This window comes from Aeromonas sp. SER, assembly GCF_038739615.1.
GTDB classification, from domain to species: domain Bacteria; phylum Pseudomonadota; class Gammaproteobacteria; order Enterobacterales; family Aeromonadaceae; genus Aeromonas; species Aeromonas jandaei.
Genome location: NZ_JBCGFC010000018.1, coordinates 1 through 22,338, shown reverse-complemented (window position 1 = coordinate 22,338; position 22,338 = coordinate 1). Strand labels below are relative to the sequence as shown.

General features: G+C 60.0%; 18 protein-coding genes, 1 tRNA gene, 1 rRNA gene and 1 riboswitch. Of the genes, 5 read left to right on the top strand and 15 right to left on the bottom strand.

The window, feature by feature from the left end:
* Positions 1–104 precede the first annotated feature (104 nt).
* From rhlB to AAHA41_RS20115, 3 genes are read left to right on the top strand one after another with little or no spacing between them, the layout of a single operon-like run.
* The gene (gene rhlB / locus AAHA41_RS20125; protein WP_120415937.1) at positions 105–1,391 is read left to right on the top strand and encodes an ATP-dependent RNA helicase RhlB; all 1,287 of its coding nucleotides are present in this window, start codon (positions 105–107) and stop codon (positions 1,389–1,391) included.
* A 12-nt stretch (positions 1,392–1,403) separates the two neighbouring features.
* Entirely contained in the window at positions 1,404–2,894 is a 1,491-nt protein-coding gene (gene gppA / locus AAHA41_RS20120; protein WP_108571140.1) for a guanosine-5'-triphosphate,3'-diphosphate diphosphatase, read from the top strand.
* A 27-nt stretch (positions 2,895–2,921) separates the two neighbouring features.
* Positions 2,922–3,191 carry a Rho-binding antiterminator gene (locus tag AAHA41_RS20115; protein WP_215802572.1) on the top strand — a complete coding sequence of 90 codons (270 nt, stop codon included), beginning with the start codon at positions 2,922–2,924 and terminating at the stop codon, positions 3,189–3,191.
* A 74-nt stretch (positions 3,192–3,265) separates the two neighbouring features.
* Here the strand turns inward: AAHA41_RS20115 and AAHA41_RS20110 are convergent, their stop codons facing one another.
* Positions 3,266–4,012 carry a class I SAM-dependent methyltransferase gene (locus AAHA41_RS20110; protein WP_042032741.1) on the bottom strand — a complete coding sequence of 249 codons (747 nt, stop codon included), beginning with the start codon at positions 4,010–4,012 and terminating at the stop codon, positions 3,266–3,268.
* A gap of 76 nt (positions 4,013–4,088) precedes the next feature.
* On the opposite strand from AAHA41_RS20110, the gene AAHA41_RS20105 reads away from it, so the two are divergent.
* Positions 4,089–4,829, top strand: a complete 741-nt coding sequence (locus AAHA41_RS20105) for a transporter substrate-binding domain-containing protein (protein WP_323070763.1) — start codon at positions 4,089–4,091, stop codon at positions 4,827–4,829.
* A gap of 3 nt (positions 4,830–4,832) precedes the next feature.
* On the opposite strand, the gene AAHA41_RS20100 is transcribed toward AAHA41_RS20105, so the two are convergent.
* Together AAHA41_RS20100 and prlC are read right to left on the bottom strand one after the other, a co-directional pair.
* Positions 4,833–7,382, bottom strand: a complete 2,550-nt coding sequence (locus tag AAHA41_RS20100) for an EAL domain-containing protein (RefSeq protein WP_323070762.1) — start codon at positions 7,380–7,382, stop codon at positions 4,833–4,835.
* 206 nt (positions 7,383–7,588) lie between these two features.
* Positions 7,589–9,631, bottom strand: a complete 2,043-nt coding sequence (prlC, locus tag AAHA41_RS20095; RefSeq protein WP_323070761.1) for an oligopeptidase A — start codon at positions 9,629–9,631, stop codon at positions 7,589–7,591.
* 424 nt (positions 9,632–10,055) lie between these two features.
* Positions 10,056–10,141: riboswitch (cyclic di-GMP riboswitch) on the top strand.
* Positions 10,142–10,195: 54 nt separating this feature from the next.
* Between prlC and AAHA41_RS20090 the strand changes: the two genes are divergently transcribed.
* Positions 10,196–12,388, top strand: coding sequence for an immunoglobulin-like domain-containing protein (locus AAHA41_RS20090; RefSeq protein WP_323070760.1), 2,193 nt, complete (start codon positions 10,196–10,198; stop codon positions 12,386–12,388).
* A gap of 172 nt (positions 12,389–12,560) precedes the next feature.
* On the opposite strand, the gene hemB is transcribed toward AAHA41_RS20090, so the two are convergent.
* The 12 genes from hemB to rrf all read right to left on the bottom strand — a co-directional run bounded on the left by hemB (position 12,561) and on the right by rrf (position 22,333).
* Positions 12,561–13,577 (bottom strand): porphobilinogen synthase, encoded by a 1,017-nt coding sequence (gene hemB / locus AAHA41_RS20085; RefSeq protein ID WP_005355877.1) that lies wholly within the window; start codon positions 13,575–13,577, stop codon positions 12,561–12,563.
* 3 nt (positions 13,578–13,580) lie between these two features.
* Positions 13,581–14,366 (bottom strand): TatD family hydrolase, encoded by a 786-nt coding sequence (locus AAHA41_RS20080; protein WP_323070759.1) that lies wholly within the window; start codon positions 14,364–14,366, stop codon positions 13,581–13,583.
* A gap of 111 nt (positions 14,367–14,477) precedes the next feature.
* Positions 14,478–15,233 (bottom strand): twin-arginine translocase subunit TatC, encoded by a 756-nt coding sequence (tatC, locus tag AAHA41_RS20075; RefSeq protein WP_033112884.1) that lies wholly within the window; start codon positions 15,231–15,233, stop codon positions 14,478–14,480.
* Positions 15,230–15,679, bottom strand: coding sequence for a Sec-independent protein translocase protein TatB (gene tatB / locus AAHA41_RS20070; protein ID WP_108573079.1), 450 nt, complete (start codon positions 15,677–15,679; stop codon positions 15,230–15,232). The genes tatC and tatB overlap by 4 nt, the downstream gene beginning before the upstream one ends.
* 3 nt (positions 15,680–15,682) lie before the next feature.
* Positions 15,683–15,931, bottom strand: a complete 249-nt coding sequence (gene tatA / locus AAHA41_RS20065; protein WP_041210572.1) for a Sec-independent protein translocase subunit TatA — start codon at positions 15,929–15,931, stop codon at positions 15,683–15,685.
* A 42-nt stretch (positions 15,932–15,973) separates the two neighbouring features.
* Positions 15,974–17,614, bottom strand: coding sequence for a ubiquinone biosynthesis regulatory protein kinase UbiB (gene ubiB, locus AAHA41_RS20060; protein WP_323070758.1), 1,641 nt, complete (start codon positions 17,612–17,614; stop codon positions 15,974–15,976).
* On the bottom strand, positions 17,614–18,222 hold the full coding sequence (locus AAHA41_RS20055) for an SCP2 sterol-binding domain-containing protein (RefSeq protein WP_042032730.1): 609 nt from the start codon (positions 18,220–18,222) through the stop codon (positions 17,614–17,616). Before AAHA41_RS20055 ends, ubiB begins: the two co-directional genes overlap by 1 nt.
* 8 nt (positions 18,223–18,230) lie before the next feature.
* Positions 18,231–18,983 carry a bifunctional demethylmenaquinone methyltransferase/2-methoxy-6-polyprenyl-1,4-benzoquinol methylase UbiE gene (gene ubiE, locus AAHA41_RS20050; RefSeq protein ID WP_043850499.1) on the bottom strand — a complete coding sequence of 251 codons (753 nt, stop codon included), beginning with the start codon at positions 18,981–18,983 and terminating at the stop codon, positions 18,231–18,233.
* A 355-nt stretch (positions 18,984–19,338) separates the two neighbouring features.
* Entirely contained in the window at positions 19,339–20,604 is a 1,266-nt protein-coding gene (locus AAHA41_RS20045) for a cytosine deaminase (RefSeq protein ID WP_323070757.1), read from the bottom strand.
* Positions 20,598–21,842 carry a cytosine permease gene (gene codB, locus AAHA41_RS20040; RefSeq protein ID WP_323070756.1) on the bottom strand — a complete coding sequence of 415 codons (1,245 nt, stop codon included), beginning with the start codon at positions 21,840–21,842 and terminating at the stop codon, positions 20,598–20,600. Before codB ends, AAHA41_RS20045 begins: the two co-directional genes overlap by 7 nt.
* 253 nt (positions 21,843–22,095) lie before the next feature.
* Positions 22,096–22,171, bottom strand: a tRNA-Thr gene (locus AAHA41_RS20035).
* A gap of 47 nt (positions 22,172–22,218) precedes the next feature.
* A 5S ribosomal RNA gene (gene rrf / locus AAHA41_RS20030) occupies positions 22,219–22,333 on the bottom strand.
* Between the last annotated feature and the right edge of the window lie 5 nt (positions 22,334–22,338).

Below are 22,338 nucleotides of genomic sequence, written 5' to 3'. Positions count from 1 at the left end.
CAGTCAGTAAATAAGGCTTTATTGACACGTCAATAAAGGCAATAGTTGCCCTATTTGAAATGATCCTGTTTATTATTGCAAGCCTAACCTGATAACCTACCGCCATGAGCAAAACACACTTAACGACCGACAAATTCGCCCAAATGGGCCTCGAACCCGAAGTTCTGGCTGGTCTGGAAGCAAAGGGATTTCACTATTGTACGCCCATCCAGGCACTGTCCCTGCCACTGCTGGTAGAGGGCCATGACCTCGCCGGGCAAGCACAGACAGGCACCGGCAAAACCATCGCCTTTCTGGCCGCCACCTTCAACTATCTTCTTACCCACCCGCTGACCAAACCCCGTCTGGTAAATCAACCCAGAGCCATCATCATGGCACCCACCCGGGAGCTGGCAGTACAGATCTATAACGATGCCGACAGCATCGCCGCCTCTACCGGCCTGAAACTCGGCCTCGCCTACGGTGGTGAAGGTTACGACAAGCAGCTGGCCGTGCTGGAGCAGGGCGTCGACATCCTGATCGGCACCACTGGCCGCATCATCGACTACTTCAAGTCCAAGGTGATCGACCTGAGCAACATTCAGGTCGTGGTTCTGGACGAAGCGGATCGCATGTTCGATCTGGGCTTCATCAAGGACATCCGCTTCCTGTTCCGCCGCATGCCGCCCGCCACCGAGCGTCTGAGCATGCTGTTCTCCGCCACCCTCTCCCTGCGCGTGCAGGAGCTGGCCTACGAACACATGAACCACCCGGAACATGTGCAGGTAGAGCCGGAGCAGATGACCGGCGTGCGGATCAAGGAGGAGCTGTTCTACCCCTCCAACGAAGACAAGATGTTGCTGCTGCTCTCCCTGATGGAAGAGGAGTGGCCGGAGAAAGCGATCGTCTTCGCCAACACCAAGCACGTCTGTGAAGACGTTCATGCCTGGCTGGAGAACGACGGCCACCGCGTTGGTCTGCTGACCGGCGACGTGCCGCAGAAGAAGCGGATGAAGATCCTGGAAGAGTTCACCAAGGGTTCGCTGGACATTCTGGTCGCCACCGACGTGGCCGCCCGTGGTCTGCACATCCCCGACGTGACCCACGTCTTCAACTACGACCTGCCCGACGATGCCGAAGACTATGTTCACCGTATCGGTCGTACCGGCCGTGCCGGCAAGAGCGGTCACTCCATCAGCCTGGCCTGTGAAGACTATGCCTTCAACCTGCCGGCCATCGAGGAGTACATCCACCACCCGATCCCGGTCAGCAAGTATGATCGCGAAGCACTGCTGGATGATGTCACCGCGCCGAAACGGGTGTTCCGCAACCGCCAGCCGGTGAACCGCAACATGCGCGATCGCCAGGGTGGCAACAGCAACAACCGCCGTCGTCCGCCGCGCAAAAGCTAAAGGATAGGCCCGTTGCACAACTCGCCTCTCTATGCCGCCATCGACCTCGGCTCCAACAGCTTTCACATGCTGGTGGTGCGCGAGGTCGCCGGGGCCCTGCGCACCGTTGCCAAGGTCAAACGCAAGGTTCGCCTCGCCGCCGGGCTTGATGCCGACTTCCGTCTCAGCCGTGTCGCCATGGAGCGGGGCTGGGACTGTCTGCGCCTATTCGCCGAACAGCTGCAGGACATACCGGCCGACAACATCCGGGTAGTGGGTACCGCCACCCTGCGGCTGGCTACCAACGTCGACGAGTTCATCAGCGAAGCGGAACGGGTGCTCAACCACAGCATCGAGATCATCTCGGGCGAGGAAGAGGCCAAGACCATCTATGAGGGGGTCTCCTGGACTTCTGCCGGTGAAGGTAACCGACTGGTTATCGACATCGGCGGTGCCAGTACCGAACTGGTGATCGGCGAGCATAGCGAAGCGAAACTGCTCAACAGCCTGCACATGGGCTGCGTCACCTGGCTCAACAATCACTTCGGTGATGGCGAGCTCTCCGAAGCCCGTTTCGAGCAGGCGATTGCCGCCGCCAAGGCGGTGCTGGAGAAGGTGGCGGATGATTACCGTGCCCTTGGCTGGCGCACTTGCGTCGGTGCCTCCGGTACGGTACAGGCGCTGCAGGAGATCATGCTGGCGCAGGGGAAGAGCGAGCGGGTCACCCTGCCGAAACTGCAGGAGCTGATGGGTCAGGCCATCGCCTGCGGCAAGCTCGACCAGCTGCAACTGGAAGGGCTGGCAGCCGAACGGCTGACCGTGTTCCCCTCCGGCCTTGCCATCCTGATCGCCATCTTCGAAACCCTGAACATCGAGAGCATGACGCTGGCGGGTGGTGCCCTGCGCGAAGGCTTGATCTACGGCCTGCTCGGCAACAATCACGACTGCGATGCCCGTGACCGCACCGCCGACAGCCTGATCAACCGCTACCAGCTGGACAAGGAGCACGCCGAGCGGGTGCGTGATACCGCCATCGAGGCGTTCACCCAGTTACAGCCGGCCTGGCGGCTCTCCAAGCGCTACGGTCGGCCGATCCTGCGCTATGCGGCACTGCTGCACGAAATCGGTCTCTGCATCGAGTACAAGAAGGCACCGCAACACGCTGCCTACATCATCGACAACATCGATATGCCGGGCTTCACTCCCGCGCAGAAGAAGCTGTTGTCGGCCCTGCTGTTCAACCAGCGGGATGAATTCAAGCTGGAACCGCTGGAGAAGCAGGGGGCGGTCACCGCTCGTCAGGCGATCCGGCTGGCTCGCATCCTGCGTATCGCCCTGATCCTCTGCATGCGCCGCACCCAGGGAACCGTGCCCGGCTTCACGCTGGAAGCGGACGAGGATGCGCTCACCCTGACCCTGCCCAAAGGGTGGCTAGAAGAGCACTACCTGCGCGCCAGCGAACTGCGCTTTGAAGTGGAGCGCCAGCAGAAGATGGGCTGGCCGACCCGTTTGCAGGAAGCCTGATCCCTCTGCCTTCTCAAGGAGCAGACCATGCCGGATTACCAACCCATCAGCTGTGACCTCTACGACTGGTTGGAGATTGCTGCCAGCTGGCAGTTGCAGGTCGCGCTGACCAGTCGGGACGGACGTCAGTGGGCGGATCGGATCCGCACCATAGAGGCCCGCGATGGGGTGGAGTATCTCCAGCTGCACAGCGGCGAGCAGCTCAGTCTGGCAGAACTGGCGACCATGAGATTCAGCTGGCAGGGAGAGGAGAAGCTGATCCGCTTCGCCCCACCAGCCCAGTCAGACAGCCAATAAATAGCAAGAGGGCCAACCCCATCGGGTTGGCCCTCTTTTTTGTTTGGTCGCCCGGACGATATGCCAGTCGCCGCTTAACTCGCCAGTGCCGCCATGACGTAGACATCGAAGCGGTTGCTCTTGGTTTCGATGGCCATGCTCGGCTTCTGTTCGTTGAGCCAGCCAGCGTAGTCGGGGCGCTTCACCACCACCCGCTTCTCTGCCATTTGGAGCGCAGCTGGCAGCAGGGCATCCGCATCGAGATCCGGCCCCACCAGCGACTGGAACACTCGCATCTCTTTTTTCACCAGCGCCGACTTCTGCTTGTGCGGGAACATGGGGTCGAGGTAGATCACCTCGGGCCGTTCGGTCAGCCCCAGCAGGGTATCCACCGCAGGGCCGTGCAGCAGCTGCATCCGCTCGCGTACCCATGGGCCGATCTCGGAGTCTTCTGCGGCGCGTGCCAGACCATCCTGCAGCAGGGCGGCCACCACGGGACTGCGCTCAATCATGGTCACCCGGCAACCGAGAGAGGCGAGTACGAAGGCATCGCGCCCCAGCCCGGCCGTGGCATCGACCACGGTAGGAGTCGCTCCCGACTTGAGCCCAACCGCCTTGGCAATGGATTGACCGCGACCGCCGCCAAACTTGCGGCGATGGGCGACGGCCCCTTCGACGAAATCCACGTAGACAGCCCCCAGCTTGGGCTCATCCAGCTTGCGCAGCTCCAGCCGCTCCGGGGTAAATACCAGGGCAAACTGGGGAAGGTCTATCTGGGCAAGCTGGCTGGCCAGCGCGTCTGCCAGCGCGGCCTTGGCGGGGTCTTCGAGGAGGATTTGCATGGTCTCTGGATGCGTTCTAAGTTCAGTGAACCGAGTGTACCACAGCCCCTTCGCGTCGCTGTAGGGAGGAAACCCCATGAACCTGCTCATCGCCTTGCTGCTCGCAGCCCAGAATAGCCCCCATCTCAAGGTCTGTGGCGTGGACTGGCCCCCCTTCTCCTATGCCGAACAGGGCAACCTGAAAGAGGGGATATCGGTCGAGATCCATCAGGAGGTGGCGCACCGCCTCGGCATGAGCCTCACCCTGCTCGAACTGCCGTGGGGACGTTGCGAACAGTACGTCAACACCGAGCTGGCGGACGGCATTCTCGATAATGCTCCCCTGCCCGGCTGCTACCACTCTGACCTTGCTACTGCTTTCTACCCGCTGGCCGCCTATGTGCGCACCGACAGCCCGCTGCAGACTTTCTCGTGGGAGATGGCCAAGGGATTGAAAGTGGGGATGGTCAGGGGCTATGACTACACGGACAAAATCAAGAACTTCACCGGCTGGGAACCCATCAAGGCCCACTCCGACAAACAGTTGTTGCTGATGCTGGAGAAGAGCCGGGTCGACATGATAGTGCTGGATTACTTCTCGGCCCCCATCCTCTCCAAAGAGCAGGACGTCAAGATCCGCGCCCTCACCCCCTTTATCGATTCAACCCCGCTCTATCTCTGCTTTGGCAAACAGAGAGCAGAGCTGCTGCCAGCCTACAACAAGGCGCTGCAGCAGATGCTGGATGAGGGCGTGCTGGATCGCATCTATATGCGCTATCTCGGAGAGGATTACCGGACGCTGCGGGGCAAACAGGAGAAATTGAAACCGGCGCAGTGACGGTCAGCTGGAACGAGCCTGCAAAAACATGTTCTTGTCGTTGAGCTGCAAGTATTCGGTGAGATCGTCGTAGGCGAGTGGACGACTGAGCAGATAACCCTGAGTAAAGGCACACCCCTTCTGGCAGAGGAAGTTGAGCTGCTCGCGAGTCTCCACCCCTTCTATCACCACCTGCATCCCGAGGTTGTGCACTATGTTGATGATGCCGTCGAGCAGCATGCGATCCTGTTCGTTGAAGGGAATATGGCGCACGAAAGATCGGTCGATTTTGACGAGATCGACCGGGAATGTGCGCAGATAGTTGAGCGCCGAGTAGCCGGTGCCGAAGTCATCGATGGCCAGCTTGCAGCCCGCCTCGCGCAGGGCATCGATCCGCACCCTATGCTGATCGCTGCTCTCCATCAGCAGAGATTCGGTAATTTCGATGACGATGTCGGCAGGATCGAGCTCAAAATGGTGGATAACCTTGAGCCACTCGCTCGCCTCGGGGTCGATGGTCTGGAACTCCATGGTGGAGCGGTTGATCGACATCTGCAGATCCGGAAAACCGGAGCGCTGCAAACGCGCCAGATCCCGACACGACTGCCACAGCACCAATGAACCCAGCCCCTGGATCAGCCCCGCCTCCTCCGCCAGTGGAATGAACTCGGCCGGTGAAACCTGTCCCCACTGGGGGTGATACCAGCGCACCAGCGCCTCCAGCTTGGCCACCCGCCCGCTGCGGTTGTCCCAGATGGGCTGGTAGGCCATGGTCAGCTGCTCCTGCTTGATCGCCTCCGCCAGATCCTGCTGCATCTGATGACGCTGGCGCACCTCTTCGCGCATGGAGGAACAGTAGGTGCCGATCAGCCGTCCCTGCCGTTTGGCGGCAAACAGCGCCTGCTCGGCGTTACGCAGCAGCTCGTCGCTCTCGCTGCCATCGATGGGGCAGAGGGTCATCCCCACGGTTGCCGTCACATAGAGGTGCTGGTTGGCCAGCATGAAGGGGCGGGCAAAGCTGCCGATCACCTGCTTGGCAAACACCTCTGCCTGACGGCGGGTCACTATGCCCGGCACCAGAAAGGCGAACTCGTCACCACCGATGCGGGCCACCAGATCTTCGGTGCGCACCCGGCTCACCAGCCGATCCGACACCTCCCGCAGCAGGGCGTCACCGGCATGGTGATCCATGCTGTTGTTGACCGCCTTGAAGTTGTTGAGGTCGAGCACCATCAGGGCGAAGCGTTCGCCCCGCTCGCAGAAACGACCGAGGCAACGGCCAAACAGCCAGCGGTTGGGCAGGCTGGTGAGGTTGTCGTAGTTGGCCTGTGCCGCGATCTTCTGTTCGGCGAGCTTGGTCTGGGAAAGATCGCTGAAAATGGCGATATATTGCTGGATCTTGCCCCCTTCACGCAGAGTGCTGATCATCAGCTGCTGCGGATAGAGCTTGCCGTTCTTGCGCTTGTTCCACACCTCGCCGCGCCACACCCCCACCCGCTCCAGCGCGTGGTACATGTCGGCATAGAAGGTCTGATCGTGCAGGCCGGACTTGAGGATGCTGGGGCGTTGGCCGCACACCTCCTCGCTGCTGTAGCCGGTGATCTGCTCGAACGCCGGGTTGACCGAGATGATGCGGCTGTCGTCATCACACACCAGGATCGCCTCGGAGAGGTTGTCATAGACCCGGTGGGAAAGCTTGAGCTGCTCGGCGTGGCGCTTGAGGGGATCGATATTCTCCAGCAGCACCATCAGATAATCCGGCTGCTGTAGCGCATCGCGAATAAGGGTTACCGTCACCCGCCCCCACAGCACTTCCCCGCCCTTGCAGAAGTAGCGCTTCTCCTGAGTGAAGCTGCTGCGCTCGCCACGATAGAGCTGCTCGTAGTATTCGGCGCTGCGCATCCAGTCTTCGGGATGATTGATGTCGGAGATGGTGCGATGGAGCAACTCGTCGAGCGGGTATCCCAGCATCTTTTCGATAGCCGGGTTGGCCCACAGGATTCGCCCGGCAAGATCCAGCTTGCCGATCCCGACAGGCGCATGGGAGAGCATGCTCTGCAGCATATGGGGCGAATCGGGCAGCGGTTGCTGCGCACGCTGCAGCAGGAGAGCCAGCTCGCGACCGGCCAGCGGCCCCAGCAGCTTGAGCAACCCCATTACCTTGCCCATGTTGGCCTGCGGCTGGCGATAGAGCAGGCTGCAGATACCGATGGACTCGCCATCGGCATTCTTGAGCACGATGCCGGCATAGGCCTGCGGCTGCCACTCCTGCGCAAGAGGCACATGGGGGAAGAGCTGGAGCAGACGGTCGCTGAACCAGGCTTCTCCCTCATGCCAGGTGATGGCATCGGGCGAGCCGGTTAGCGGCAGTTGCAGGGATTCGGGTTCAAGACAGGAGGGATAAGCGGCCTGCGCCCTGAACTGGGCAGCGTTTGGTTCCCATGTTGCGATCAGGACGACATCAGCCATCACAACCGCGGCGATTTCACTCACAAAGGTATCGAAATATCCCTGACCACTCGAATGAGCCAGACTGGAGATGATTTGATAGACGGAATCGAGTGCTCGCCTCATGGCAAGGGGCTTTCTCTCCTTGAAGATGTAGAACACGACTCTACTTAAGAGGCGCGGGCAGTGCAAACATGCATTCAGCAAGATATTAAAAAGGCATGAGAAAAGGGACCAAAAGGTCCCTTTTTATGGCAAAAATCACGTCTTGATCCCACTATGCCGCAAAAGCGTATCTGCTTGAAGCTCACCGCTACGGCGGGGATAAAAGGTTATGCCGCAATCCCGCTATGGCGCAGCAGCGCATCGACCTTTGGCTCCCGGCCACGGAAAGCACGGAACAGCTCCATCGGCTCCTTCGAGCCCCCTTTCTCCAGAATGTTCTGCAGGAAGGATTGGCCGGTCGCCGGGTTGAAGATCCCCTCCTCCTCAAAGCGGGAGAAGGCATCGGCAGAGAGCACTTCCGCCCACTTGTAGCTGTAGTAGCCCGCCGCATAGCCGCCCGCGAAGATGTGGGAGAAGCTGTGCTGGAAGCGGTTGAACGCCGGCGGCGTCATCACCGCCACCTGGCTGCGCACCTCATCCAGCAGCGCCGGAATTTGCGCCGGATTGGCCGGGTCAAACTCCTGATGCAGACGGAAGTCGAACAGAGCGAACTCCAGCTGACGCAGCATCTGCATCGCCGCCTGGAAGTTGCGGGCAGTCAGCATCTTCTCCAGCAGATCGGCAGGCAGCGGCTCGCCGGTCTCGTAATGGCCGGAGATAAAGGCCAGCGCCTCCGATTCCCAGCACCAGTTTTCGAGGAACTGGCTCGGCAGCTCGACCGCATCCCAGGCCACGCCGTTGATACCGGCCACGCCAGCCACATCGATCCGGGTCAGCATATGGTGAATGCCGTGACCAAATTCGTGGAACAGGGTGACCACTTCGTCATGGGTGAAGAGCGCAGGCTTGCCATCTACCGGGCCGTTGAAGTTGCAGGTCAGGTAGGCGACCGGCTTTTGCAGCGACCCATCCTGACGGTAGCGACGACCCAGACACACATCCATCCAGGCACCGCCCCGCTTGTGCTCGCGAGCGTAGAGGTCGAGATAGAAGCTGCCGCGCAACTCATCCTCGCTATCGAAGATGTCGTAGAAGCGCACATCCGGATGCCAGGTGTCGATGCCGAGGCGCTCGCGCACCTTCATGCCGAACACCCGCTTGACCACTTCGAACAACCCTTTCACCACCTTGTTGGCAGGGAAGTAGGGGCGCAGCTGCTCGTCGGAGATGGAGAATTTGTGCTGCTTGAGCTTCTCGGCGTAGTAGGCAATATCCCAGGCCGCCAGCTCGCTCTGGCCATGTTGTTCGGCGGCGAAGGTGCGGATCTCTTCCAGCTCTGCTTTGCCTTGCGGCAGGGATTTGGCCGCCAGATCGGTGAGGAAATCCACCACCTGACTGGTCTTGTCGGCCATCTTGGTCGCCAGCGACAGCTCGGCATAGTTGGCAAAGCCCAGCAACCTGGCGAGCTCGCTGCGCAGGGTGAGCAGCTCGGTCATGATGGCGGAGTTGTCCCACTTGCCAGCATTGGGCCCCTGATCGGAGGCGCGAGTGGTGAAGGCCTCATACATCTCGGCGCGCAGTTCGCGGTTGTCGGCATACATCATCACCGGCAGGTAGGAGGGAATATCCAGCGTGAACAGCCACCCCTCCTTGCCCTTGAGTTCGGCCATCTGACGAGCCGCCGCCAGCACGCTCTCCGGCAGACCGGCCAGCTCGGCTTCATCGGCCACCAGCTTGTGCCAGCCTTGGGTCGCATCCAGCACGTTGTTGCTGAAGCGGGAAGCCAGCTCGGAGAGGCGGGCCTGAATTTCGCCGTAGCGCTGCTGCGCTTCGGCGGGCAGACCGATACCGGAGAGACGGAAATCGCGCAGGGTGTTCTGGATCTCCTTGCGCTGGGCGCCGCCAAGCCGCGGGAAATCATCGCTCTCGGAGAGCGCCAGATAGGCTTGATAGAGCCCCTCGTGTTGACCGACATAGGTCTGGAATTCGGAGAGCAGCGGCAGACAGGCATCGTGGGCCGCGCGCAGTGGTTCGCTGTTGAGCACGGAGTTGAGGTGGCTGACCGGTGACCAGATCCGCGCCAGACGGTCGTTGACCTCTTCCAGCGGGGCGATCAGGCTGTCCCAGGTGTGGGGCTCGGTGTGCGCCAGCACATCCTTGATCTTCTGTTTGCAATCGGCGATGGCCTGCGTCACGGCGGGCTGTACATGATCAGGCTGGATCTGGCTGAAAGGGGGCAGCGAATCCATTGACAGCAAAGGGTTATTCATCCCGGTTACCTCTTGTTTGGTCTTGAACAGACCGCTTTAGCAGCTCTTCATGGTTCTCTAACATGTGGCCAAGTCACGCAATAATCAAGCTTCAATCCGCCTGTCAGCACTGTTTTCCCCTCTTTGTGAGCTCAAACACCTCTCTGCCAGATACTGGACGGCAACAGCATGAATAATCGGTACTTTTTTGCTCTTTTTGCGGCTTTTTCAACTCTCGAACCACAAGGAAGCAGAGCAAATCCAATCGACAAAAGAGTAGGTCACAGCAGCGTATCACCGGCCCTTTCCATGCTTGGGAAATAACTAATCAACAAGTTAATAACCAAAACAAATCATACACATACGTTGATTAATTTGTTTTTAAGTGCATATCATAAGCAGCCTGTTACTCAGGTCACTTGATTCTCCGTGCCGCACGGAGAACGGGTGAAAAAGGCAAAGTGACCCGAAAGGGCACGACGCAAAGCCACCGGTCTAAGGGAGATTTCCTATGACAGCGGGGCTGCCCCCGGGAGCGTTCGGCCATAGCTGGACGCTCCGTTTGTACTGTATGGAGATATCAAGATGAACAAATTGAAGTTATCCCTGCTGAGCTGTCTGCTCGGCATGGGCGCCCCCATGGCGCAGGCCACCTCGGCCGGTCAGGCCATGGTCAATCCCCAATCCGGTGTCGTCGTGGGTTACTGGCACAACTGGTGTGGCGGCGCTGGCTATCAGGGCGGTACCGCTCCCTGCGTCAAGCTCGACCAGGTCAATCCGCAATATAACGTGGTCGATGTCTCTTTCATGAAGGTATATAGCGGCAGCTCGATCCCGACCTTCAAGCTCGACCCGGCTACCGGCATGAGCGAGAGCCAATTTATCGAGCAGATCGCAGAGCTCAACCGCCAGGGCCGCTCCGTGCTGCTGGCGCTGGGCGGTGCCGATGCGCATATCGAGCTGCGTACCGGTCAGGAGCAGGCCTTCGCCGACGAAATCATCCGTCTGGTGGAGACCTATGGCTTCGACGGTCTGGACATCGATCTGGAACAGTCCGCCATCACTGCCGCCAACAACCAGACCGTGATCCCGGCCGCCCTGCGGCTGGTCAAGGATCACTATCGCGCCCAGGGGAAAAACTTCCTCATCACCATGGCGCCCGAGTTCCCCTACCTGACAGCCAGCGGTCTCTATACCCCCTATCTGCGGGCGCTGGAAGGCTACTACGACTGGATCAACCCCCAGTTCTACAACCAGGGTGGCGACGGTATCTGGATCGATGGCATTGGCTGGATTGCCCAGAACAACGATGCCCTGAAAGAAGAGTTCATCTACTACATGGCGGACTCGCTGATCAACGGCAGCCGCGGCTACTACAAGATCCCCCACGACAAGCTGGTATTCGGCATTCCGACCAATATCGATGCCGCCGCCACCGGTTACGTCAAGAATCCGCAGGATCTGTTCGATGCTTTCAACAAACTGAAGAGCCAAGGTCAGCCCCTGCGCGGCGTGATGACCTGGTCCATCAACTGGGACATGGGTCGCAACGCGGCCGGTCAGGCCTACAACGAAGCCTTCATCAAGAGCTACGGCCCCTTCATCCACGATCAGAACATCACCCCGCCGGACGAAAACGGCAAGCCGGTGTTCAGTGGCCTGAGCGATGCCCGCGTCAAGCACGGCACCCGCTTTGACCCGCTGGCCGGTGTCAGCGCCAGTGACAAGGAAGATGGCGATCTGACCGGTCAGATCCAGGTGGAAGGGAGCGTCGATACCCAGCGCATCGGCCTCTATCCCCTCACCTACAAGGTGAGCGATCGCGACAATAACGTCACCGAACAGGTGCGTACCGTCGAGGTCTACAGCATGAAGCCGGTCTTTACCGGTATTGCGGACACCACTATCGAACTCGGCACCCCGTTTGATCCGATGACCGGCGTCAGCGCCCACGATGAGGAAGATGGCGATCTGACCGCCAACATTCAGGTCAGCGGCAACGTCGACAGCAGCAAGGTCGGCCGCTACCCCCTCACCTATCAGGTGAGCGACAGTGCCAACCAGCAGGTAACCCAGCTGCGCAACGTGACCGTCAGGGAGCAGGGTGCCATCTGTCAAAACAGCTGGGATGCCAAAAAGACCTACGTCAGCGGCGACATCGTCAGCCACAACGGCAAGAGCTGGCGCGCCGAGTGGTGGACCCAGAACGATGAGCCGGGCACAACCGGTGAGTGGGGCGTCTGGCGTCTGCAGGGAGACAGCGACTGCGACGGTGGCGAGAAGCCGCCGGTGATCGGCAGCAGCGACTTCACTGTCGGCGCCATGGGTTCCGACTACACCATAGTTAACGGTCAGGTCTCCATCCGCTTCAACATCACCACCGCCAACCCGGTGCAGATCTCTGCCACGCTGGAGCAGAACGGCCACAGCTATGGCAACACAACCAGTCTGGTGAACGGCACCAGCGCGCTGGTTTTGCAGGGCAGCAATGTGACCGATGGCAGCTATGAAGTGGTGATCAACGGTCTGGCTGATGGCCAGCAGCCGGTGGTACAGCGCTTCCCGGTTGCACTGACCGAGCAGAGCAGCGGCGGTGGTGAGGGTGACTACCCGGCCTACGCCCCCAACACCAGCTATCAGGCCGGTGATCGGGTCAGCAATGCCGGTGGCAACTATGAGTGCAAACCCTGGCCCTACAGCGGCTGGTGTGGCGGCTCGACCAGCCACTATGCACCGGGTACCGGCAGTGCCTGGAGCGATGCCTGGATCAAGCTGTAATTAGCCGGTCATAAAAAAGGGAGCCGTTGGCTCCCTCAGCCACTATGCATCAACCGCGACCGGCACTGCCTGGAGCGATGCCTGGATAAAGCTGTAATCAGCTATCAGTAACGAAAGAGGGGAGCCATCGGCTCCCCTCTTTTCTATCCGTTACACGCTCGGTCACGTCAGCTTAACGGGCATCTTCCTTCAGCCACTGCGCCACGCGCTTGGCGAAGTAGGTAAGGATGCCATCGGCCCCGGCCCGCTTGAAGCAGAGCAGGGACTCCATGATGCACTCCTTCTCTTTCAGCCAGCCGTTCTGGATCGCCGCCATGTGCATGGCGTACTCGCCACTCACCTGATAGGCAAAGGTCGGCACGCCGAACTGATCCTTCACCTGACGGATCACGTCCAGATAGGGCATACCCGGCTTGACCATCACGCTGTCAGCCCCTTCCTGAATATCCAGCGCCACTTCGTGCAGGGCTTCGTTGCTGTTGGCCGGATCCATCTGATAGGTGGCCTTGTTGCTCTTGCCGAGGTTGCCGGCAGAACCGACCGCATCGCGGAACGGGCCGTAGTAGCAGGAGGCGTACTTGGCGGAGTAGGCCATGATCTGGGTGTTGATGAAGCCGTTCTCTTCCAGCGCGGCGCGGATGGCACCGATGCGGCCATCCATCATGTCGGACGGCGCCACGATATCGACCCCGGCCTCGGCATGGGAGAGCGCCTGCTTGATCAGGATCTCGGTGGTGATGTCGTTCAACACATAGCCTTCGTCATCGATGATGCCGTCCTGCCCGTGGGTGGTGAACGGATCGAGCGCCACATCGGTGATGACCCCCAGCTCCGGGAAGCGGGCCTTGAGGGCACGCACGGTGCGCTGGGCCAGTCCGTTCGGGTTGTAGGCCTCTTCCGCCATCAGGCTCTTGCTCTCCAGCGGGGTCACCGGGAACAGGGCAATGGCAGGCACGCCCAGCTCCACCAGCTCGGCAGCCTCGATCAGCAGCAGATCGATGGAGAGACGCTCCACCCCCGGCATGGAGGGAACGGCTTCCCGACGGTTCTCCCCCTCCAGCACGAACACCGGATAGATGAGATCGTTGACGGTCAGTACGTTCTCGCGCACCAGACGACGGCTGAAATCGTGTTTGCGCAGACGGCGCAGGCGGCGGCCCGGAAAGGCGCCCGGAAGAGTTGTAGCCATGAATCACTCCTGGAGAGGAAGTTGGAAGAACGCGGCGGAGGTGGCCCGGGTGTGGGCCAGCAAGGCCTCGGGCGCTTCACCACGACAGGCCGCCACCACCTGGGCGATGTGCGGCAAAAAAGCGGGTTCGTTGCGTTTCGGGCGCGGTTTCAGATCGCGCGGCACCAGATAGGGGGCGTCGGTCTCGATCATCAGGCGGCCAGCTGGAATGCGGGCCACCTGCTCGCGCAGCAGCTGACCGCGGCGTTCGTCGCAGAGCCAGCCGGTCACCCCGATATGTAGCCCCAGCGCCAGACACTCGTCCAGCTCCTCGTCGGAGCCGGTGAAGCAGTGCAGCACGGCTCCCGGTAGTTTCGGCAACCAGGGACGGAGGATCTCGATGAAACGGGCGTGAGCATCACGGCAGTGGAGAAACACCGGCATCCCGAGCTCGGCGGCCAGTGCCAGCTGGACGTCGAACACAGCGTCCTGCACCGGACGGGGGGAGAAGTCGCGGTTGTAGTCGAGACCGCACTCGCCGATGGCCACCACCTGCGGCAAGGCCGCCAGCTCGCGCAGGGCGGGCAGGGTCGCCTCATCGACACTCTTGGCATCGTGGGGATGGACCCCGGCGGTGGAGAAGCAGTAGCCCGGCCAGCGGGCGGCCAACCCGGCGCTCTCGCGGCTGCCGTCCAGATCGGTACCGGTCAGGATCAGCGCTTCCACTCCGGCGGCACGGGCACGGGCCACCAGCTCAGCCTGCTCGCCGGCAAACTGGCTGCTGGTCAGGTTTAAACCGATATCGATCATGGGATGAGGAGTTCCAGACAAAAGGAATACATATCAGGTATTTGAAAACCATCTACCGAATGGGGCCTTACCATACGCCTCGAACGGGAGCATGAAAAGAGGAAGGGAGCCTTAGCTCCCCTCTTCAGTCTGTTCCTGCTTCTCTTCGCTCTCTTCTTTCACGTAGAAACGGGCGAAGAAGAGACCCAGCTCCCACAAGCCCCACATGGGGATCGCGAGCAGCGTCTGGGAGAAGACATCGGGCGGCGTCAGCAGCATGCCGACCACAAACACCCCGACGATAACGTAGGGACGCTTCTCCCGCAGGCTCTTGGGACTGGTTACCCCGGTCCAGCAGAGCAGGATGGTGGCCACCGGAATTTCGAACGCTACCCCGAACGCGAAGAACAGGGTCAGTACAAAGTCCAGATAGCTGGCGATGTCGGTCGCCACCGTCACCCCGGCGGGGGCGGTACTGGTGAAGAAGCCGAATACCAGCGGGAACACCACGTAGTAGGCAAACGCCATCCCCGCGTAGAACAGCAGGGCACTGGAGACCACCAGCGGCATGATGAGCCGGCGTTCATGCTGGTACAGACCGGGGGCGATAAAGGCCCAGGCCTGATAGAGCAGATAAGGGATCGCCACGAAGAAGGAGACCACCAGCGTCAGCTTGATCGGCGTCAGGAAGGGGGTCGCCACATCCGTCGCTATCATGCTGGTGCCTGCCGGCAGCTGGCTCAGCAGCGGCTGCGCCACGAAGTCGTAGATGTTGTTGGAGAAGTAGATCAGCGCCAGAAAGACCAGCAGGATGGCCGTCACCGACCGCAACAGGCGGGTTCTCAGCTCCACCAGATGGCTGATCAGGGGTTGTTCTGCCTGACTCATGGCTTCGCCTCCCCTTTGCTGACCGGCTCGTTCACGACTTCATGCTCCTGCTGGCTGTTGACCGGCGGCACCTCGTCATTCACCTGGGCAACCTGAGCCACTGGCTCGACGGGCGCCACAGGTTCTGCGACGGGGGGACGGATCTCGTTCTCGACCTGATAGGGGCGGTTGACCGACTGGGCCGCCGCCTTGAGCTGTTCGATGGACTCCTGCAGCTCGGGGCTCAGGTTGTTCATCTGCAGCTGTTCGGCCTTCTTCAGGTCGTTGTGCAGCTCTTGCAGCTTGAGCTCCTGCTCCAGCTCGGCCTTGACCGAGTTGGCGGTGGAGCGGATGAGGCGGATCCAGTGCGTCGTCGTGCGGATAGCGCTGGGCAGCCGTTCCGGCCCCAGCACCACCAACGCTACAACGGCGATAACCACCAGCTCCCAAAAACCGATATCGAACATGGCTTAGGCCTGATCTTTGTCTTTCTGCTTGGCGGTCTCGGCGTTCTGGTTAGCCGTTTCGTTCAGCTGCTTCGGCGGAAACTCGGCATCGTTCTGCTGCTTGGTATCGTTTGGTTCATCGGCCAGCGCCTTTTTGAACCCCTTGACCGCCGCACCCAGATCGCCGCCGATCCCGCGCAGTTTCTTGGTACCGAACAGCAGCACGACGATGACTGCGATGATCAACAATTGCCAAATACTGATACCACCCATGACTTTCTCTCCAGAGCAGGCGCCTGATGGCGCGGTTTTTGTTTAATGGGAACGGGTTCGCAGCCAGCCAAGCAGCCAGCAGATCCCGGCACCGGTGAGGCTGATTTGTCCCCACTCGATGTGTTGTTTTTGGGTCAGCAAGAATACACCCGCCAATAGCAGGCTGGCTCCCACCCCTAAGAGGTATCGTGCCTGCCCCTGCCGACGGCTGTGGCGCCGAAATTCGGCAAACATCTGGTCGAAGTGATGCTGCTGATGGCGGGTCTGACGCAGGGTCTCGTAGACCAGCTCGGGCAGTTCCGGCAGCTTCTCCGCCCAGAATGGCGCCTTCTCCTTGATGGCATTCAATACCGACTTGGGCCCCACCTGCTCGTGCATCCAGTTTTCGAGGAACGGCTTGGCGGTCTGCCACAAATCCAGCTGGGGATAGAGCTGACGGCCCAGTCCCTCGACATAGAGCAGAGTCTTCTGCAGCAGCACCAGCTGCGGCTGCACCGCCATATGGAAGCGGCGTGCGGTGTTGAACAGATTGAGCAGCACGTGACCGAACGAGATCTCGGAGAGCGGCTTCTCGAAGATGGGCTCCAGCACGGTGCGGATGGCGAACTCGAACTCGTCCACCTTGGTATCTGCCGGCACCCAGCCTGACTCCACGTGCAGCTCCGCCACCCGGCGATAATCACGGTTGAAGAAGGCGAGGAAGTTCTCCGCCAGATAGCGCTTGTCTTCCCGGTTGAGGGTACCAACGATGCCGCAGTCGATACCGATCCAGAGCGGGTTCTCCGGGTGTTCATAGGAGACGAAGATGTTGCCCGGATGCATGTCGGCGTGGAAGAAGCTGTCGCGGAACACCTGGGTGAAGAATACCTCCACCCCACGCTCGGCCAGCAGCTTCATGTTGGTGCCGTTGGCTTCCAGCGCCGCGATATCGGAGACCGGTATGCCGTAGATGCGCTCCATCACCAACACCTGCTCGCGGCAAAGATCGGTGATAATTTCAGGCACATAGAGCGCCTCTGAGCCGGTGAAGTTGCGCCGCAGCTGGATGGCGTTGGCCGCTTCGCGCATCAGGTTGAGCTCGTCGAGGATGGTCTTGCGATACTCCTCCACCACCTCGATGGGGCGCAGTCGCGCACTCTGGGGCACAAAGCGCGCCACCAGACGGGCCAGCGCCCGCATCAGGCGCAGATCGGCGTCGATGACCGGCTCGATGTCGGGGCGGATCACCTTGATGACGATCTCGCGGCCACTCTCCTTCAGCCGTGCGGTATGCACCTGGGCGATGGAGGCAGAGGCCAGCGGCGTCTCGTCGAAGTCGTCGAACAGGGTTTCGATAGGGCAACCCAGACTGCGCTCAATCTGCTGACGCGCCGCCTGACCGCAGAAGGGGGGCACTCTGTCCTGCAGCAGGGCCAGCTCCTCGGCGATGTCCGGCGGCAGCAAGTCACGCCGGGTCGAGAGCATCTGACCAAACTTGATGAAAATGGGGCCGAGCGCCTCAAAGGCGAGGCGGATACGGGCGCCACGGCTGAGATCAGGTTGCTTGTTCTTGAGCCAGAACAGGGAGTGACGAGCCAGACGACCCGGCCAGGGTTGATAGCGAGCGGGCACCAACTCGTCGATGCCCCGCTCCAGCAGGATGGTGATGATGCGATAGAGGCGTTTGAACTCTTTCGGGGTCATCAGGCCACCTGCTGTTCGAGTCGAGCCAGCCGCAGTTCAACGGCCTTGAGCTGCTGGGCCAGCACCTCGACATCATCGTTGAAGCTCGCCACTTCCAGCGGGCCGGGGGCAAGGCGGATCTCTTCGGTCAGATATTCCGCCAGCTGACGCTGGCTGCGGCACAGTTCGCGGCCGACCAGACGACGTGCCTGACGGGCACCGCTGAACAGGGTGTGCGCCACGACATCGCCGGTATAGCGGGAGAGCTCCTCCTCCCAGTCGATATCCAGCTCCCCCAGCAGCACGCTGAACGCCTGCACCAGCTGAGGGTCACCGCTCAGATCCAGTTTCTCCTCGCGGATATAGCGGGTCAGGGCGGAGGGCTCCTTGAGCAGACCGAGAGCGGTCAGGGAGAGGCTCAGCACTGCATCCGCCTCCCCTTCATAGCTGGCCAGCACATCCAGCCGGCGCTCGGAGAAGACAAACCAGAGTGGCTTGAGTTCGCGCAGCTCCAGCTTGAGGACCTTGCCTGCCAGCTTGCGCAGCCGCTCCGGGCTCTCTTTGTCCAGCCCCAGCAACTGGTTGAGGCTGGTTTCGATCACGGCGGTGACCATGGCATCCATCGGCATAGGCAACCTTAAAACTTGTAACCGCGGTGCAGGGCAACCACGCCCTGAGTCAGGTTGAAGTACTCAACCTGTTCGAAACCGACATTCTCCATCATGCCTGCCAGGGTCTGCTGATCCGGGTGCATGCGAATAGATTCTGCCAGATACTGGTAGCTTTCGCCGTCATTCGCGACGATTTCGCCCATTTTCGGCAGCAGTTTGAAGGAGTAGAGATCGTACAGCTTGGCGATCACTTCGCTGACCGGCTTGGAGAACTCCAGCACCAGCAGACGACCGCCCGGCTTGAGCACCCGGAACATGGAGGCGAGCGCCTTGTCCTTATCGGTGACGTTGCGCAGGCCGAAGCCGATGGTGATGATGTCGAAGTGGTTATCCGGGAACGGGAGCGCCTCGGCGTTGGCCTGGACGTAGGAGACGTTGTTGGCGACCCCAAGATTGCGCAGCTTGTCGCGGCCAACCTTGAGCATGGAATCGTTGATATCCGCCAGCACCACCTGACCGGTTTCGCCAACGATGCGTGAGAACTTGGCGGTCAGATCGCCAGTACCACCGGCCAGATCCAGCACCTTCTGTCCCTTGCGCACGCCGGAGCAGTCGATAGTGAAGCGCTTCCACAGGCGGTGGATGCCGAACGACATCAGATCGTTCATCAGATCATACTTGGCTGCCACCGAATGGAAGACGCCTGCCACCAGAGTCTCTTTCTCGGTCGCGGCCACGGTTTTAAAGCCGAAATGCGTTGTCGTAGCTTGTTCTGACATCCCTTAAACACCCATAGAACAAAGAATGGTCGCCAGTTTACCAGAGCCAATGGCGTGCGGACACCTTAAACCCGGCTCGCAACCATCTGCATGCCGAGCATGAGCATGGCCAGACAAAGGCACAGATTGAGACCGATATTGAGCTGCGACGTCAGAGAGGCGTCGTGTCGGGCCAGCACCATTGGTATCGAGGGAAAAGGAGGAGACGCTGGTCAAGACACCGAAGCGCCCCCAATCGCAACATAGACCCAGGCTTGCATGGCATCACTCCCTCAGGCTAAGGCCGCCATTATGTCGTAATGGCGGCCCTTGTGCCCAGCGAGGGAACTAATCGCCATCCGGCCTGATTGAAAACTCAGCGGCGAAAATCGATGGGCTCAGGCTGACCCAATACTATCTCGGTCTGGGCTGGTCGGGTCTGGGCAATCACCTTGCCGTGGCGGACCGAGTAACGCACCGGCACCTGACGGCGCACCGCATCGAAGCCGCTCTCGGCGGGCAGGATCAACAGATTGGCCGGTTTGCCCACCTCGATACCATAGCGATCCTGCACGTTCAGGGTGCGGGCGCTGTGACTGCTGATCAGCTTCAGCCCATCATTGATCTGCTCGTAGCCCATGATCTGGCAGACATGCAGCCCCATGTGCAGCACCTGCAACATGTTGGCGGTGCCCATGGGATACCAGGGATCGAACACGTCATCGTGACCGAAGCAGACGTTGATGTTCGCCTCCAGCATCTCCTTCACCCGGGTAATCCCGCGGCGTTTAGGATAGCTGTCAAACCGCCCCTGCAGGTGAATGTTCACCAGCGGATTGGCCACAAAGTTGATGCCTGCCATCTTGAGCAGACGGAACAGGCGGGAGGCATAAGCGCCGTTGTAGGAGTGCATGGCGGTGGTGTGGCTGGCGGTGACTCTATGGCCGATACCCCGCTCGTAGGCCAGAGTTGCCAGTGTCTCGATGAAACGGGACTGTTCGTCATCGATTTCGTCACAGTGCACATCGACCAGAACCTGATACTTCTCGGCAAGATCGAAGATGTAGTGCAGACTTTCGACCCCATATTCCCGGGTAAACTCAAAATGGGGGATGGCGCCAATCACGTCGGCACCCAGCTTGAGCGCCTCCTCCAGCAATGCCTTGCCATTAGGGTAGGAGAGGATCCCCTCCTGCGGGAAGGCGACGATCTGCAGCTCCACCCACTCCTTCATCTCTTCCCGCACTTCCAGCATCGCCTTGAGCGCAACCAGATTGGGATCGGAGACATCGACGTGAGTACGGACAAACTGGATGCCGTTGGCAATCTGCCACTTCAGCGTCTGGATGGCACGCTGTTTCACATCCTCATGGGTCAGCAGTGCCTTGCGCTCGGCCCAGCGCTCGATCCCCTCGAACAGGGTGCCGGAGAGATTCCAGCTCGGCTCGCCAGCCGTCTGGGTGGTATCGAGGTGAATATGGGGTTCGATAAAGGGAGCGATCGCCAGACCACCCTCCCCGTCCAGCACCCGACCGGCGACGGCATGCTCGTCATGGGGCTCAATGGCGGTGATGACCCCATCCTGACAGCGGATCTGCCACAACCCTTCCCGATCGGCCAAACGAATATGTTGAATCAGCATTTGCTAGCTTCCTGTACCAGAACCGGCCGCTGGGTGAGGCGAACCAGAATGAAATAGGTGAAGGCGGCGCCCAATACCGCGTTGAGTGGCACTATGCCCGGCAGCCACTTGCCGACAGCTACCCCTACTGCCGTTGCTACCAGCGCCTGCCAGCGCACCGTCTCGAACTGCTGATCGGCAAACTGACGGTAACGCTCACGATTGAGCAGGAAATCCATGATGATAATGCCACCAATCGGGGGAATTGCCGTACTCAAAAAAGCCAGCCAGCCGACAAAGTTGTTATAGAGCCAGAGGGCACAGGCGGTACCGATCAGACCGTTGATCACGCTGAGCGGCTTGCTCTTGAGACCGGTAATGTTGGCAAAACCGAGGCCGGAGGCGTAGAGGGCGTTGTCGTTGGTGGTCCAGATATTGAGGCCGAGCACCAGAATGGCGGGGATCAGCAGCCCCTGCATCAGCATCACTTCCGAGATATCGGCCTGCCCGGTCACGGCCGCGCCGGCTGCACCGAAGACGAACATTAGCGTGTTGCCCAAAAAAAACGCCACCATGGTAATCATGACGGCGCCCCAGGGTTTGCGACCAAAGCGAACAAAGTCGGCAGTCAGGGTTCCTGCACTAATGAAGGAACCGACCACCATGGTCAATGCCGTGGTGAACTCGATGGGATTGCTTGGTTGCACCTGCTGCAAGGCAGTCATGCCACCGGTCGAGGTCACCGCCAGCCAGACCGAGTAGCCACCCAGCAGGGCGATAGCCGGTACGGCCACAAAGCTCAGCACCATCAGGGCAGAGATCCCGAAGTAGACGGTCACCGTCATCAGAATGCCCGAAATGGCGATGAGCCAGTTCACATCGATGCCGGTCGCCTTCTGCACCGGCAGCGCAAACATGGCGACGCCGACACCGAACCAGCCGACCTGAGTGCCGCCCAGCAACAGGGATGGCAGCCAGGAACCTTTCACCCCAAACGAGTAACGCGCCAGCAGATGGGTAGAGAGACCGGTTGAAGCACCGATATAGCCGAGACAGGCGGTGTAGATACCCAGCAGCAAGTTGCCGAGCAGTACCGCCTTGATGAAATCATTGAACACCAAGCCGGTGCCCAGCGCACCACCGGTCCACATGCTGGCAGAGAAGAAGGTCAGGCCGAGCATCACCAGCATCAGCGACAGCACACCTTTGCGCCCTTTGGTGGGAACCGCCCCCAAACAGTATTCGTTATCCTGCGCCATGCTTTTTCTCCACGTAATAGGCAAAACGCGCCGGATTTTACACGTAAAACGTTTTACGTCAATCAATCATGGTTAAATATCTGGATAAAACCATCAATAGCAGTCAAATGAGTAACACCTTGGGACTCAGATCAGCAGAAAACAGTACAGACTACAAACAGAGGAAAGTATTGAAGGTAAGGAATATGAGGGGATTTTTTGGAAAGCGACAGATGCAAAAAAGCCTCCCTTTTCAGGGAGGCTTTCTCTTTAATGGTGCTGATACCCAGAATCGAACTGGGGACCTCATCCTTACCAAGGATGCGCTCTACCGACTGAGCCATATCAGCACACTAACCGGTAAAGACCACGCTATCCGCGTAATCTAAAATTGGGTGCCTGGCAGTGTCCTACTCTCGCATGGCGAATGCCACACTACCATCGGCGCTACCGCGTTTCACTTCTGAGTTCGGCATGGGATCAGGTGGTTCCACGGCGCTATTGCCGCCAGGCAAAT

Coding starts and splice junctions, on each gene's coding strand:
- AAHA41_RS20045 (WP_323070757.1), bottom strand. CDS start 20,604: ATGCTGATTCAACATATTCGTTTGGCCGATCGGGAAGGGTTGTGGCAG.
- AAHA41_RS20100 (WP_323070762.1), bottom strand. CDS start 7,382: ATGAGGCGAGCACTCGATTCCGTCTATCAAATCATCTCCAGTCTGGCT.
- rhlB (WP_120415937.1), top strand. CDS start 105: ATGAGCAAAACACACTTAACGACCGACAAATTCGCCCAAATGGGCCTC.
- codB (WP_323070756.1), bottom strand. CDS start 21,842: ATGGCGCAGGATAACGAATACTGTTTGGGGGCGGTTCCCACCAAAGGG.
- prlC (WP_323070761.1), bottom strand. CDS start 9,631: ATGAATAACCCTTTGCTGTCAATGGATTCGCTGCCCCCTTTCAGCCAG.
- AAHA41_RS20080 (WP_323070759.1), bottom strand. CDS start 14,366: ATGATCGATATCGGTTTAAACCTGACCAGCAGCCAGTTTGCCGGCGAG.
- AAHA41_RS20115 (WP_215802572.1), top strand. CDS start 2,922: ATGCCGGATTACCAACCCATCAGCTGTGACCTCTACGACTGGTTGGAG.
- AAHA41_RS20110 (WP_042032741.1), bottom strand. CDS start 4,012: ATGCAAATCCTCCTCGAAGACCCCGCCAAGGCCGCGCTGGCAGACGCG.
- AAHA41_RS20055 (WP_042032730.1), bottom strand. CDS start 18,222: ATGCCGATGGATGCCATGGTCACCGCCGTGATCGAAACCAGCCTCAAC.
- tatA (WP_041210572.1), bottom strand. CDS start 15,931: ATGGGTGGTATCAGTATTTGGCAATTGTTGATCATCGCAGTCATCGTC.
- ubiB (WP_323070758.1), bottom strand. CDS start 17,614: ATGACCCCGAAAGAGTTCAAACGCCTCTATCGCATCATCACCATCCTG.
- AAHA41_RS20090 (WP_323070760.1), top strand. CDS start 10,196: ATGAACAAATTGAAGTTATCCCTGCTGAGCTGTCTGCTCGGCATGGGC.
- AAHA41_RS20105 (WP_323070763.1), top strand. CDS start 4,089: ATGAACCTGCTCATCGCCTTGCTGCTCGCAGCCCAGAATAGCCCCCAT.
- tatB (WP_108573079.1), bottom strand. CDS start 15,679: ATGTTCGATATCGGTTTTTGGGAGCTGGTGGTTATCGCCGTTGTAGCG.
- ubiE (WP_043850499.1), bottom strand. CDS start 18,983: ATGTCAGAACAAGCTACGACAACGCATTTCGGCTTTAAAACCGTGGCC.
- tatC (WP_033112884.1), bottom strand. CDS start 15,233: ATGAGTCAGGCAGAACAACCCCTGATCAGCCATCTGGTGGAGCTGAGA.
- hemB (WP_005355877.1), bottom strand. CDS start 13,577: ATGGCTACAACTCTTCCGGGCGCCTTTCCGGGCCGCCGCCTGCGCCGT.